Genomic DNA, 17488 nt, shown 5'->3' with positions numbered 1-17488 from the left:
TCCTATTTTGACCAAGACTATATTGGAAATGAGGTGACAACATGCCCATTACGAATCGATTTTCTACCACCACTAACGGCGCACTCGCTATTACAGGTAATACTTTAGGATTAAGTAAAATTAGTAATCAAAACCGTGCTGGTACAATCGGGGCAATTGGTGCGTTTATAACTACGAATACCGCTTTACAAGTACCTACTTTTCCCGCAGGTACAACGTTAACCTATACACAAAATAGTTCTACCGCTATTTTAAATATCCCTGCTGGTAGCACTATTCTTTACGCAGAACTCGTTTGGGGAGGAAACTATTTATCTCGTGATCAAAACATTACGAGTGTTCTAGGTAATCCCGTTTCATTTACAACACCCGTTTCAACATACTCAATTACTCCTTCAGCTGTTACAGCTTCAAATCAAACGTTCGTTTCAAACTCTATTACATTTGGCTTTTATACTCGTTCAGCAGACGTAACAACTCTTATTCAAGCTGGCGGTTCTGGTTCTTATACTACAGGAGCTGTCCCTGGACTTGTTGATCCTTTAGATGCTTCAAATGGATCCATTAACTCGGCCGGATGGACACTCATTGTCGCTTATCAAAACGGGACATTACCTGCAAGAAATTTAACTATTTACGTAGCTGGTAACCGTGTTTCTGCTGATACTGGTAGTGCAGATGTAGCTGTTTCAGGATTTTTAACACCTTCAGGAGGACCAGTAAGCGGGAGATTATTTTTAAGCTCCACTGAAGGAGATGCAGATTTAATCGGGGATCAAGCTTTATTTGGGCCAAATTTCAGTTCATTAAATGCCTTATCTGGGCCAAATAATGCTGTAAATAACTTCTTCGGTTCTCAAATTAATAATGCCGCTGGAAACTTAGATACAACTGGGACATTTGGAACGCGAAATCAAAGTGCTTCTACAGGCACAAACATCTCAGCAGGAAGACAGGGCTGGGATATTACTTCTATTGATATTTCTCCTTATTTAACAAACTCACAAGTGTCCGCCGCAATCCGTTTAACTACTAACGGAGATGCGTATATGTTAAATACAGTCGGTTTACAAATCAACATAAATTCACCTACTATACAAGCAACGAAAAGCGTGAATAAAAGTGTTGCTGCAATTGGAGATATTCTCACTTATACAGTTACGATCCCTAATACCGGGCTTCTTCCTGCCAATAACGCTATTTTTATAGATAGTCTCCCTAACGGTACTTCTTTTATACCCGGCACTGTAACAGTAGATAACGTACCACAAACAAATGCTAATCCTGCGGCTGGTATATCTCTTGGAACAATCAATAATGGTGCTTCTCGTACAGTAACTTTCCAAGCTACCGTCGTTTCTCTTCCAAGTCAAAATCCTATCTCTAACACTGCTAATATTACATTTCAATATACACCAATCGCTGGAGGAACAACCTTTAACGGCCTTGCAACAAGCAATTCTGCTGGAACACAAATTAATCTGGCAGATATTAATGGAACAAAATCAGTTAACAAACTTTTTACCGATATTGGTGAAACATTAACTTACAGTATTGCCTTAGCTAATATAGGAAATATCGCTGCAACGAACGTTATATATACGGATCCGATTCCTAGCGGAACTACTTTCATTCCAGGTAGTGTAACTGTTAACGGAGTTACTCAAGCTGGAGCAAATCCCGCTAATGGTATACCAATTGGTTCGATTGCAGCAAATTCCACTACTACTGTTTCATTCCAAGTGCTCGTTCCTTCTATCCCTCAAACAAACCCAATATTAAATAGTGGAACAACAACATATCAATACATTCCTGTACCTAATCAACCAGCAGTAAGTGGGACTGATACGACAAATATTGTCTCCACTCAAGTGAATAATGCTACTGTATCAATGACGAAGGCAGTAGATAAAAATTTTGCAGATATTGGTGATACGCTAACGTACACCGTTTCCTTTACAGGTACAGGTAATACCAATGCAAATAACGTTATTTTTACAGATGTCATTCCTACTGGCACAACTTTTGTTCTAAACAGTTTAACAATAGATGGCACGACACAAGTAGGCGCAAATCCCGCTAACAGCGTGAATATTGGATCTATCCCAACAGGCACAACAAAAAATGTTACATTTCAAGTAGTAGTAAACACAATACCCGTGTCAAATGTCGTATCTAACGGATCAAGCGCTTCTTATCAATATACCGTCAATCCTAGCCAATCACCTGTTACGAAAAACATTTCTTCTAATCTCGTTTCCACTCAAATTAACAATGCGAATGTAACATTAACAAAATCAACTAATAAACAATTTGCCACAATTGGCGAAACGATAAGTTATACAATTCTTATTACAAACAGTGGAAATACATCTGCTACTAACGTACAACTAACAGATCCACTTCCAAATGGAACGATATTAAATCCTGGTACTGTAACACTAAACGGAGTTTTGCAAAATGTAGATTCTCTCGTCGCCTTACCTATTGGCACAATTCCTGGTGGAGCTACTTTTACCCTCTCTTTCCAAGTAACAGTCATCAATATTACCGCCCAAAACCCTATCATTAATAATGCCTTTGCTTCTTATCTGTATACTGTAAACCCAAGTCTGCCACCAACTTCAAAAACAGCAAATTCTAATTCTGTTACATCAACAATTAGACTAGCAAATCTCCATGTTAATAAATCTGTAGATAAAACGTTTGCGGAAGTTGGCGATGTATTAACTTACACCTTTGCTCTTACTAACGATGGAAATGTTGCAGCGAACAATATATTACTATCTGATTCAATTGCGAATGGAACCGCCTTTATCCCAAACAGCGTTATAGTTAACAGTGTTACTCAGCCAGGCGTTACACCAGCTAGCATCAATATTGGTAGCATCAATGCTAATACTACAATTACAGCTTCATTCCAAGTAGTAATAACTAGCATTCCAAATCCAAACCCTATTTCAAATAGCGCTTCCATCTCCTATAACTTTATCGTTGATCCAAACGCTTCACCTGTAAGTAAGAACACTACTTCAACTACTACATTTACTCAAGTAAACGATGCAAATGTCATTTCAGCCAAAACAGTGGATCGAGCGTTCGCTACCGTAGGGGATACATTAACTTATACTGTTACTTTGACGAATGCAGGAAGTGTTTCTGCTGATAGCCCTACTTTCGTAGATACGAATCCAGACGGTACTACCTTTATTCCAAACACTTTTCTTATTAATGGTGTACTTCAAAATAACGCAGATCCAAATATAGGTGTTCCACTACCTTCCATTGCTGCTAACGGTTCACTTACCGTCTCTTATCAAGTAACCGTCACCTCTTTACCAACACAAAATCCAACATTAAATTCATCTAGTACACAGTATAGCTTTATTCTAAATCCGGGTGATCCACCAACTATAGAAACATCTGTAAGTAACACTGTAAGTACACAAATTAATTTAGCAAATGTTGTTATTGTCAAAGAAGTAGATTTAACTATCACCGACGTCGGGCAACCAATCACATATACAATTTCTTTAGCTAATCTTGGCAATACTACAGCAAATAATGTTATTGTTACCGATATAATCCCTAATGGCACCACTATCGTTCCAAATAGTATTTTTATAGGTGGTGCTTTACAACTAGGTGCAGACCCTAGTGCCGGTCTTCAAGTGGGCTCCATTCCTTCGGGTGGTTTTACAACGATTGTGTTTCAAATAAGTGCAAATGGGCTACCTTCACCAAACCCAATTCAAAACAGCGCTGCACTTCAATATAGCTTTATCGCTGATCCAAACTTACCTGCTCTTGTTAGAAACACTGCTAGCAATATAGTAACTACACAAATTAATACTGCTAATATCGTTGCTACAAAACTAACGAGTACAAACTTCGCTGATATTGGTGATGTCATACTATATGCGACTATTTTAACGAATAACGGGAATATCCCTGCTGCTAATGTAACATTTACAGATATCATTCCAGCGGGTACCCTCTTCATTCCTAATACTGTAACGATTAATAATGTCCCTATAGCTAATGCAAATCCTGCTACCGGCATTTCGATTGGTACGATAGGAGCGAATTCATCACGCACCGTTGCATTCCAAGTTTTTGTACCAACTATCCCTGCTGTAAACCCAATTACAAATCAATCAGGCACAACATTCCAATATACGTATGATCCATCCAAACCAGCTGTAATGCAGATGGTTGCTTCTAACACTGTACAGACAACTATTAATAACGCCTCAATTGCCGCTACTAAATCGGCAGATAAACAGTTTGCTAACGTAAATGATATTATTACGTACACAACTACTTTAACGAATAACGGGAATACACCTGCATCAAATATAGTATTTACAGATGCTATCCCAAGCGGGACGTCTTTTATTCCAAATAGTGTAACAGTAAATAGGAATACACTGCCTAATGTAAATCCAGCGAGTGGAATAGCAATTGATCCAATAAACCCGAATGCAAATACGATAATTTCGTTCCAAGTGCAAGTAAATTCCATCCCGAATCCAAATCCAATCCCGAACCAAAGCAATACAACGTACCAGTATGTCGTAGATCCTAACTTACCTCCAGCATCCGCTAATACGTTAAGTAACATAATAACAACTCAAATTAATAACGCTACTATTGTCGCTACGAAGTCTGTGAATACACCGACAGCTGCAATTGGTGATATCGTTACCTATACGATTGCAGTAACAAATACAGGTAATATCCCTGCTAGTGCAACTGTTTTAACAGATGGGCTTGGCGCAGGAGCTTCATTTATCCAAAACTCCGTAACTATCAATAATGTTCCACAACCAGGATTAGATCCTTCACTTGGTGTTCACTTGGCAGATATTTCGCCAGGAGATACTGTATTCATTACTTTTCAAGCACAAATTTTAGCGATACCACCTAGTGGCACATTAACAAATAATGCTCTTGTAAATTATGAATATACCGTGAATCCAAACCAATCTCCTGCTGTTGGTAGCACCGTAACAAATACAACAGTTACACCAATTATTGACGCTACTTTAGTAATAAATAAAAGCGCTAGTACAACTTTCGCTACAATTGGTGATACAATTACATTCACTTCATCTATTACAAACACCGGAAATACTATTGCGAACAACATTATTTTTACTGATACAATTCCAAACGGTACTACCTTTATCCCAAATAGCTTTAAGATAAATGGTGTAACCGTTCCGAATGCAAATCCACAAAACGGTATCAATATTGGTAACTTGAATTCAAATGCATCTGCTACACTCAGTTTTCAAGTAAACATTACAACACTTCCAAACCCGAATCCCATCCCGAACAAATCATCGCTTCAATATAGCTTTATTGTAGATATAAATGAACCGCCAGTTTCACGAACAGTTCAATCTAATAAAACTTTTACACAAGTAAATACTGCTTCTGTTATCGCAACAAAAACTGCAAGCAGTGCTTTTGCTGCTGTTGGAGATACAATTACGTATACAACTACCCTCACCAATAGCGGAAATACTACCGCAAACACACCTGTTTTTATCGATATATTACCACCTGAACTTTCATTCGTTCCTGATAGCGTACAAATTAATACCATCCCACAACTTGGATTTAGACCAGATAGCGGGATTTCTTTAGACTCAATTCCAGTTGGAGGAACGACAACAATTAGCTTTCAAGCTATCGTTGGCTCAATACCAGCTACCAATCCAACTTTGAACCAATCTAGCACAACATACTTGATCATTGTTGATCCTACCCAGCCGCCTGTGACAGAAACAGCTACAAGTAATCCAACTTTAGTTCAAATTAACGAAGCAATTATTCAAGCAACGAAAAGTGTGGATCGACTATTTTCTGACGTAGCACCTGGAAATTCATTTTTAACGTATACTGTTTTATTGGAGAATATAGGAAACACAACTGCTACGAATATCATTTTTACAGATCCAATTCCAAATAATACAGTGTTTATAGAGGATAGCGTTCGAGTAGGCGGGGTTTTATTACCTGGGGTAAATCCCGCGAATGGGATACCAATTGGGGATATTATTGCAGGAGATTTTACAAACGTTACCTTCCGTGTGCAAGTAGTTAGCATTCCAAATCCAATTTTCACAATTGGACCTGGGGGGCCAAACTCACCAGTTGTAAACGGAGCTTCCATTGATTATCAATTTATGACAGGACCTAATTTACCACTCGTTTCAAGAAATACGACATCTAATCCCGTTTCGACACAAATAAATTCTGGGGAAATTGTGGCAATCAAATCTGTAGATAAAACTTTCGCGACAATTGGCGATACAATTTCTTATACGATTACATTAAATAACCCTGGAAATGTCACTTCACAAAATATAATTTTCACAGATATTTTACCTGACGGAACGACATTCATATCTGGCACTCTTACAAACGATTCTGGTACACAGCAAATCGGAAATCCAGCTAACGGGATTAAGATTGGAAATATAAACCCAAATGGAACGGCCGTTATTACCCTCAACGTACTTGTTACAAACATTCCAAGTATAAATCCAATTTCTAATTCTAGTTCTGTACAATTTTCACATGTGGTTGACCCTAGCCAACCTGCCGTATCACAAACGAATGTATCTAATACGGTTTCGACAACTATTAACAGTGCGATATTAACAACCCAAAAAAGTGTGGATAAATCTATTATTTCCGTCGGGGATACACTTACGTATACAACAACTATTACAAATACAGGAAATACACCAGCTACAAATATAACTTTTACAAGTGCAATTCCTCCTAGTACTACTTTTATACCAGATTCCGTCACAATAAATGGCATCCAACAGCTTGGTGCACAGCCAGCACTCGGAGTAAATATACCAAATATCGCGCCTGGTGAAACAGTAACTGTTACCTTCCAAGTAAATGTTATTTCTGTTCCTCCTTCAAGTTCAATTATGGGTAACGATACAATATTATATTCTTATACTGTTGATCCAAACGGAACTCCTGCTACTACTTCTACTTCAACGAATATTGTCACAAACCCAGTATTAGATGCTATGATAACGATGATAAAATCGGTCGATCAAACGCTTGTAACACTAGGCGATACCATTACCTATACGACAATTTTAACAAATAACGGCAATACAAATGCAACGAATATTACTTTCACTGACCTTATACCAGATGGTACAACATTTATTACTGACAGCGTTACAATAAATGGAATCACACAAATTGGATTGAATCCTAATACAGGCATAACGATTGGATCAATTACCCCTAACAGCTCAATATCTATAGCATTTCAAGTGACTGCTACTTCTACCCCTGTTCAAAATCCTATTGCCAATTCCGCTAGTGCTTCTTACACATTTATCGCTGATCCCAATGCACCTATTGTTTCAAGAAATGTTACTTCAAACACAACGTTTACTACAATTAATACTGCTACCATTCTTTCATCGAAACAAGTTGATAAAGCTTTTAGCCACATCGGAGATACACTCACTTATACTGTCACTTTAACAAACAATGGAAATTCCTCCGCACAAAATGTTATTTTCACAGATGCTATGTCGAGCGGAACGACATTTATTACAAATTCATTTTCTATTAATGGAATTCCTCAAAGTGGTGCAGATCCAACAAACGGTGTAAATATTGGGCCGATAACAGCTGGGGCTACAGTAACTGTTTCATTCCAAGTAAATGTGACCTCATTACCAACCCAAAACCCAATTGTAAATTTCTCATCAACATCGTACCAATTAGTCTCACCACCTGATGCAGAAACTTCAATTAGTAATCCTGTTTCAACACAAATTAAAGAAGCCATATTATCTATGACGAAAAATGAAAGTGTATCCTTTGCAGATATCGGGCAAACTGCTTTTTATACTACTTCTATTTCGAATATAGGAAATACGGATGCGACTAATATTGTATTCACGGATGTATTACCGAGTGGACTCACATTTGTTCCTAACACATTAACTGTTGATGGTGTTTTACAACCTAACGCGAATCCAAATACAGGTGTATTACTTGCAACACTTCCACCAAATGAAATATATAGTATCGTCTTTCAAGTTACAGTAAACAATATTCCCCCTAGTAACCCAGCACCAAATACAGCAGCAACGACGTATGAGTTTACTGTTGATCCTGTTAATCCCCCCATTTCAAGTGCAGCTACTTCCAACACTACACTTCTTCAAATAAACAACGCAACTATTATTACCACAAAAACAGCTAATCTTACTTTTGCGGACATTGGTAATACAATAACATTTACACTTAACCTCCCTAATACCGGGAATGTGACCGCAACTGATGTAACTATTATCGATATTCTTAATAGCAATTTAAGTTTCGTTCCAAATAGTTTCACAGTTAATGGGCAAACCATTCTAAACGCTGATTTATCAACGAGGGTAAATATTGGTTCCATTAATGGTGGTAATACGGCAATCGTTACATTCCAAGCAACTGTTATTACACTTCCAACACTTAATCCTATTTCTAATTCTGCTTCTACCACATATCATTATGTCGTTGACCCTAGCCAGCCACCTATTACAACTTCCAATCAATCTAATACAACGACAACACAAATTAATAGCGCTATCCTTACTGCACAAAAAAATTCAAATGTATCAACGGTAGATATCGGGCAGGATATTACCTACACCGTTACAATTACAAATGGCGGAAATGTTAGTGCAACGAATGTTATTTTTACCGATCTTATTCCAGACGGAACTTCCTTTGAACCGAATAGCTTTACACTAAACGGAACTACCATCCCAAATGCAGACATCATTACAGGCGTTCCAATCGGTGATATCGCGCCAAACGAATCTGTCATCGTAGCATTTCACATTATCGCCAATGAAATTCCGCCTATAAATCCAATTACTAATCAAGCTAGCGTTAGCTTTCAACATATCGTTAATCCAGCTAATCCTCCAGTTTCAAAAAATATTATTTCTAACAACGTGACAACAAAAATTGAAAGTGCTATTTTAAATACTATTAAAATAGGAGATAAAACTTTTGCAACGATTGGTGATACGATTACGTATACAACGACTATTACGAACACAGGCAATATTCCTGCTAACAACGCTATATTCTCAGACCCTTTACCATCGTGGACACAATTTGTTGCAGGATCAGTTATTGTTGATGGCACTCCATTACCATCGGCTTCTATCATTGACGGTGTTGGCATAAATACAATCAATCCAAATCAAACTGTTACAATCATATTCCAAGTACAAATCGTAAGTAATCCAACAACGTTCACACCTGAACTCCAAAACTTAGGATTTGTTAACTTCCAATATAACGTAGGCAATGCATTACTAGCTCAGCCTGGCAATGTGGAAACGAACGTCTTCGTTACCTCTATTAATTCAGCAATACTTTCAGCTGTAAAAACTGCTAATACAGCCTTTGCAAATATTGGAGATACGATCACTTATACAGTTTCGATTCAAAATAACGGCAATACAAACGCTACGAATGTAAATTTCTCAGACCTAATTCCATCAGGAACGACCTTTGTTGAAAATAGTTTTGCTGTAAATGGAAGTACCATTCCAGGCGCAAATCCAAATAACGGAGTGAATATCGGAACAGTTAGCGCAGGTAGTTCCTTAACCGTTACTTTCCAAGTCATAGTTACATCTACTCCACCTTCAAATCCGATTACAAACGTAGCATCTATTCAATACGCATTCATCGTTGATCCGGCCTCTCCTCCTGTTACAGGCACGATAAATTCTAATAGCGCTTCAACACAAATTAATAACGCGACTGTTACAACTGTTTTACAAGCAAATCGTTCAATTGTATCTATCGGGGATGTAATTACGTATACAGCAACATTAACGAATACTGGAAACTTCCCTGCAAACTCTGTATTACTCATTAACGGAGTTCCTGAAGGAGCATTATTTGTTCCAAATAGTGTTACGCTCAACGGGAGTTCACTTCCAGATGCAAGTCCAACTCTTGGTATTCCAGTTGGTATTATCGCACCAGGTGATTCCGCTACTATTACGTTCCAATTTCTTGCAAGTTCTATTCCACCGCAAGGAGCGATTATAAATCAAGCACTTACAAGTTACACGTATATTGTCGATCCAAGTCAACCTCCTGTTACAGCAACATCCTCGTCTAATACGGTTAATACAGCTGTTGTTGATGCATCGTTATCCGTAATTAAAAGTACAGATTCTCTCGTACAATCTACTGACGGTACAATCACTTACACAGTAGTCGTTCAAAATAACGGAAATACTACTGCAAATACAGTTACTTTAACAGATTTGGTCCCAGAAGGAACTGCATTTATTCCGAATAGCGTTACCATTAATGGTGTTTCTGTTCCAGGTGCCGATCCTAACGTAGGAATACCATTAAACTCCATCACACCGTCAGAAATCGTCACTGTAACATTCCAGGTTATCGTTCAATCTATACCAAGCGTGAACCCAATTTCTAATACAGCCCGTATTGACTATACTTTTATCGCCGATCCAACTGCTCCTATCATCTCTCGAACAATTACGTCTAATCCTGCTTTCACACAAATTTCGGATGCGACTATCCTTTCTTTAAAAGCAGTCAATGCACCTCAAGCAACAACAGGTGATATTTTGACTTACACAATAACACTAGAAAATACCGGAAATATTCCAGCTACTAATCTCATATTTTCAGATACTATCTCCCAAAATACTACATTCGTAGAAAATAGTTTTACACTTAACGGAACAACTATACTTGGTGCTAATCCAAATGTAGGTGTTACTTTACCTACCCTAGCAGCAAACGCTACTCATCTTATTTCGTTCCAAATTCTTATTAACGATTCATTCTCGCAAGAATCGATTACAAATCAATCCAATACAACATATACAATCCAACCAGACCCAGGGCAACCGCCTATTACTGAAACATCTACTAGTAATATCGTCATTACAAATTTCGTGCAAGCACAATTGACAATTACTAAAACATCCAATCCAACAACTGTAGATATTGGCGGAACTATACTTTATATTTCTGAAGTGAAAAATATCGGTAATGTTGACGCAATAAATATTAATTTCACAGATTTTATTCCAGCTGGGACTACATTCGTTCCCGATAGTGTCACAATTAATGGTGTCCTTCAGCCAGGTGTAAATCCTGAAAACGGAATACCGATTGGAACAATTCCAGCAAACAGTTCCAAAACGATACTATTTCAAGTGCAAACAAATAATCCACCTACTGAAACCGAAATTGCAAATCAATCTTCAGCAACTTACCAATATGTAAGTATTCCTACAGCCCCACCAGTAAATCGCTCTGCAAATTCTAACATTGTTACAACATCACTTCAAAATGCAAATATTATTTCTGTTAAAAGCGCGGATGTAAATTTCATATCAATCGGGCAAATTATTACCTACACAAATACACTACAAAATATAGGAACCGTTCCGGCTAACAATACCGTGTTCATTGATAACATTCCAGAAGGTACTATATTCATTGAGGATAGCTTAGCAATAAATAATGTAACTCAGCCTGGCGCTAATCCTGAAAACGGAGTAACTCTCGGCACGATACAACCAAATGAAACAGTCACTATTTCATTCCAAGTACAACTTACAAATATACCAGAGGGCAATACAGTCATTAATATTTCAGACACTTCGTACGAATACCAAATTGACCCTAGTTCTCCAATTATTCAGCGTAGATCGTTATCAAATGCAGTAAATACTGAAGTGCGAACGGCAAATGTTAGTGCAATTAAATCCGCTAACAGATCCATTACACGTATCGGTCAAATCATCACATATACAGTCGCAGTTACAAACGCCGGTACAATACCTATTACAAATACTCTCCTACTTGACGCAATTGCTTCTGGCACCACATTCGTTCCAAATAGCATTCTTGTAGATGGCGTACCAAGACTTAACGAAAATCCAATTACCGGTATTAATCTTGATATAATTCTTCCAAATAATACGATTATTGTTACGTTCCAAGTAAGCGTAGTCTCTATACCGCCACAAAATAACATTAATAATATCGCCGTCATTCACTATGAGTATCGACCAGACCCAAGCGGACCACCAATTTCAGAAACAACCTCTTCCAATAGTACAAATATACAATTTATTGATGCTATTCTTATTGCTACAAAATCCGCTAATACTGTATTAGCTAACATTGATGAAACCATTGAATATACAGTATTCATTCAAAATAATGGATCGACTACAACTAACTCCATCTTTTTTACAGATACTATAGCGGATGGAACAGTATTTATTCCAGGAAGTGTAATAGTTAACAATACTGTACTTCCTGCAGCAGATCCGAATATCGGTTTTTCCATTCCTAATGTCGCAGCAGGTCAAATGGCTACAATAACATTCCAAGTTTCCGTTACGAATTTACCTGCTGTAAATCCAACACCTAATACTGCAAACATCGTTTACGACTTTATTTTCAATCCTGACTTTGCGCCAATTCAAAAATCTACTACTTCCAATACTACTTTCGTTCAAATTAATGATGCTGATATCATTTCACTTAAAACTGTTGATTTGACCTCTGTAACAATTGGTGACATTTTAACTTATACAACAACTTTAACGAATACAGGGAATACGGATGCCACTACTGTTGTATTTACAGACAATATACCTGATGGAACAACCTTTATTGACGGTAGCGTTTTAGTAAATAACATTCCTCAGCTTAACGCCAACCCAAGTGTAGGTATACTTGTAGGAACGATTGCTCCTAATATTTCTATCCCAGTCACATTTTCTGTTACCGTCGTAGCTCTTCCTGCTAGCGGCCATGTTCAAAATCAATCAACTTCTCGTTATACAATAAACGTGGAAGAACAAATATCGACTAGCAATATTACCTTCACTGAAGTTATTTCTGCTAATGTAATTGCGACAAAAACAACGCCTATCCAATATGCTGACTTACAAACTATCATCCCTTATACAATTTCCATCATAAATAACGGAAATATACAAGTCGAAAACATTATTGTTACAGATATCATCCCAGCAAATACGAGCTTTATAGAGAATAGTGTTATCGTGAACGGCAACGCTCGGCCAAATGACAACCCTCTTAACGGTATACAAATTGATAACATTCCGCCTAATACGACAGCAACTATTCTATTCCAAGTACGGGTTACTTCGATTCCACAAACAAATCCAATCTCTAACACGAGTACAATTGAATATGAATACACGGTACCAGATCGACCACCTATTACCGAAACTATTATTTCATCAGCTGCCGCAACAGAAATTAATCACGCGAATTTGAATAGTAATAAAGCTGTTGATCTTGCATTTGCAACGGTTGGTGATACGTTAACGTATACGATTACACTAAATCAAACCGGTAATGTTGCAGTAAATGATGTAATCATTCAAGATATTATCCCTCAAGGTACTACGTTTATAGAAAATAGCGTCATTGTAAACGGAGAAACTCTTCCAGGAGCGAATCCAGTAAGTGGCATACCAATTGGTACTATAATTGTAGGTGGAGACGCTATCGTTTCATTCCAAGTAACTGTGACTTCTATTCCAACACCAAATGAACTAAACAACAACGCAATTACTACTTTTAACTATATAGTCAGCCCAAATAACGTACCCGTTACAAATACGACTATAACAAATACCGTCACAACTACTGTCCAAAATGATAATGTCATTGCCATAAAATCTGTTGATGTAACGAATGCCTTACCTGCTCAAACTTTAACGTATACAATTACGATTACGAATAGCGGTAATGTAACGATTGAAGACCTTCTTGCCATAGACACCGTACCAATAGATACGACTTTTGTTGCTGGTAGTGTTACGATTAACGGAATCAATCAGCCTAATGAGAATCCTGAAAATGGTATTACGTTAGGAAATCTTGCTCCTAATGACTCTGTCATTATTACGTTCCAAGTGACAATATCTTCTTCTACTCTTCAACCTACAATTAATAACGATGCTTCTGTTTCCTATACCGTTATCATTGATCCAACAAAACCACCTATTACAATTACAAAGCAAACAAATACCGTTACAACGACAGTCATTGATCCAATGGTTCGTATTGAAAAAACAGCTGACAAATCTATTGTCGTTATAGGAGATATCATTACATTCACATTAGCGGTATTTAATCACTCCCCAATTCCGACAATCAGCACTTCTGTTATAGACACAATTCCAGCTGGTACAACATTTATAGAAAACAGCGTAACAATTAACGGTACTCCCGTTCCAAATGTTCGTCCAGACACTGGTATTAATATCGGCTCTTTACCTGCAGATTCAGTAGCAACTATAACATTTCAAGTCCTCGTAACTTCTATTCCTTCAAACAGTACAATTATAAATTCTGCAACAGTTACCGCTGCCTTTCAATTGACACCACAGGATCCAATTATTACTTTCATTGTTAATTCAAATATCGTTCGTATACCAGTTCAATTTATAACTACAACAGTCACGAAAAATGCTTCCGTCAGCTCTGCTTATTTAAATCAATATTTTGATTACACGGTGCGCATTACGAATACTTCCAAAATTTCACTCTCAAATATTTCATTACAAGATACTATTCCAGCAGGTTTACAATTTATAAACGGCACTGTCTTTATTAACGGTGAACGCTCTCCACTAGCGAATCCGAATATCGGTTTCCTAGTCGCTACTAATTTGGAACCAAACGAAACAATTATCGTGTTATTCACAGTACAAGTAATAAGTCCACCTGTTAATAATGAATTTAAAAATACGGCCAATATTTCGTTACAACTTCAAGTCTCACCTACCGACCCACCAATTACAGTAACCGTTACAAGTAACGAAAACATCGTCACCTTTGTTTCAGAAAATCCAGATGAAACACTTCCAAATTTAAATTGCTTCTTTGACGGTGAGCGCTTCATTCGTATTACTCCTCGAAATGTACGAAATTACCTTTGGACTTGGATTTGGTGGAAGTAATTGAAACAAAAAAGAGATTGTAGTTTGGTTGAAACCAAATTACAATCTCTTTTTCATTACCTATATTCCACTACGTTGTAACTCGTCCAATGATATACGATTAAACACCATCTCAAGTTATTTTAGTCGTAATAAGTTGGCCAGCTTCATTAATAGTAACTTTCCATTTCACTCCACTAGCAGTCTTCATGATTATACCTTTACTTGCCTCTATTTCAATATCTCCAAACATTCTTCCTCCAGTTGTCGCTAACCAAGCACTCCCATTTTCCATAGAAGATCTTGCAAAGATACGATTAATTCGAAAACGCTTATGGTCTTGAGAATAACCACTTAATGTAATTCTAACTTTATATAACTGACTCGCCTTCATATTCGATATAATTGTATCGCCAACATTTAATGGAACATCCAACGCGATAACCCAACTTCCAGTTGCACTTAATGCATATTCAATTTTAATTTTCTTTGGACTCTCTCCCCACCCAAAATACATTCCAAAACAATTTAACATTTGTATTGGTTTTTTCGTAAAATCAAGTTCAATGACAACTGGGTTACTATCTGGAACGTCAATATAGTTTACACTTTGCTCATCTATTAAATTAAAGCAATTGGCTAGATTTCCCCCATACGGTACTTTCCCACTTACTTGTTTAACATTATATTTCTGCTGAGCATTTACTAAAATATCATCTTGATTTCCTATTAAATGAGGTCTATTTAACGTCAATGGTAACTGAATTCGTAGGGATTCTTCATAAGTAGACTTACAAACATTGTATTGTCCTTTATCTACAATAGTTGTCGAAAGCAGATTTGAAAAAAGGTAGTTACGATGAGAATTGGAAGAAAATTCAATAACAATTTGTTCACTACTCATCCGGTACGTATCCCAAATCATACAATCAAATGTATTATACGCACCTGAACAACGAATTACTTTTTCCGTTTGTTGTCTACATTGCACTTGAATATCATGAAACGTATTTCCTGAACTTTCATTTGGCAAATCACTATTTCCATCTACTTCAATCCCATACACACATCCATCAATAAATATAGATTGAAATACATTGGCGTTAATCCAGCAAGGTGTATTGATATCATTTATATATTCTGTCTTCAAATGTATTGCAGTTTGAAAGTTTTTAATTTGAATAAATTTAACTTGAAAGAAACTAATAAAATCCCATGCCTTTTGACAATAAAAATGTATAGCTTTTCCTTTATACGATGGAGTTGTATTTATTATATTTATATTTGATATAACAGATTGATTAGGTACTTCGATTTGTTGTGAACCAGAAACATAAATAACAGCAGATTGAAACAATGGATTTATAACTTGAAGAGTACCACCAACTATCGAAGCGTTACTTTGTAGCTCAAATGCATTAAAATCCCCATCAATTTGCAGTGTTACGGTAGGATCCAACTCTAATCTTACGTTTGATTTAATAACAATCGGCTTTACAATTTTGTACGTATTTATCCCTGTAATTCTAACCGTCGAAATTCGATTCGCTACACAATAATCAATAGCTTGCTGAATTGCTAATGAGCTATCATTTCCCGAGTTTGGAACTGCGCCAAAACAATCAATATGAACGCTACTTTCTGGCGCACAATCTTCTTGGGATGAAATATATTCTGACAAAATAAATTCACTCCTCATATTACCTTTTTCATATAATATGTGAGTTGTCTCTTAAAAGTTTCTATAATAAAAAAAACAAACGACCTACTCGGTCATTTGTTTAATTCATATATATTTTTCGTTTCCTCTATCATTTTAGTTAACGAAAAATATCTCATTGCTTTCTCTCGTGCTTTCAATCTAATAGCAGTTACCTTTTCTTCATTCCCTTGTAGTTCCTCAAGCGCACTTGCGAATTCAGATTCGCAATATTCAGATATCAAAACACCTGACTCTCCATCTATTACCGCTTCATGTATTCCACCAACATCTATTGAAACAATTGGTGTCCCTGTAGCCATCGCTTCAATTACTACCATTGGAAACACTTCACGAAAAGATAATAAAAGTAAGGCGTCCATATTCCCTATAAACTCATGCGGCTCTGAAATATTCCCTAGCATCTTCACCCTTTGCTGCAATCCATATTTTTCTATTTCTTTCATAATCGATTCTTTCTCTGGTCCATCACCAGCAATATAAAACATAAAATCATTTCTCTTTTTCAACACATTTGCAATTTTGACAAATAGTTGATGGTTTTTCTCTTTGGATAATCTAGCTAATATCCCTATTTTATATGTAGATTCTTTCTTTTTCTGCTGGAATAAAAACTTTTCAATATCGACACCGTTATAAATTGTATTTATTTTTTCTTCTGCTACATGAATTGAAATTAAATTGTTCTTTTCAAACTCACTTACTGTAATAATAT

At 36.8% G+C, this 17488-nt stretch carries 3 protein-coding genes; 1 reads left to right on the top strand and 2 read right to left on the bottom strand.

Annotation, left to right across the window (positions count from 1 at the left end):
- Window positions 1-41 precede the first annotated feature (41 nt).
- Window positions 42-15074: a DUF11 domain-containing protein gene (locus tag GBN78_RS19130; RefSeq protein WP_152127614.1), complete on the top strand. Its 15033-nt coding sequence runs from the start codon at window positions 42-44 to the stop codon at window positions 15072-15074.
- 112 nt (window positions 15075-15186) lie between these two features.
- Here GBN78_RS19130 and GBN78_RS19125 read toward each other — a convergent pair whose 3' ends face one another.
- Window positions 15187-16734 (bottom strand): glycoside hydrolase family protein, encoded by a 1548-nt coding sequence (locus GBN78_RS19125; protein WP_061139479.1) that lies wholly within the window; start codon window positions 16732-16734, stop codon window positions 15187-15189.
- A gap of 92 nt (window positions 16735-16826) precedes the next feature.
- Window positions 16827-17488 (bottom strand): glycosyltransferase family 4 protein (locus GBN78_RS19120; RefSeq protein ID WP_152127613.1); only part of this gene is annotated, 662 nt, incomplete at its 5' end.

Source organism: Bacillus sp. B2-WWTP-C-10-Post-4 (assembly GCF_009183805.1).
GTDB lineage: Bacteria > Bacillota > Bacilli > Bacillales > Bacillaceae_G > Bacillus_A > Bacillus_A cereus.
The sequence above is the reverse complement of the archived record's forward strand: the minus strand, read 5'-3'. Positions and strand labels throughout refer to the sequence as shown.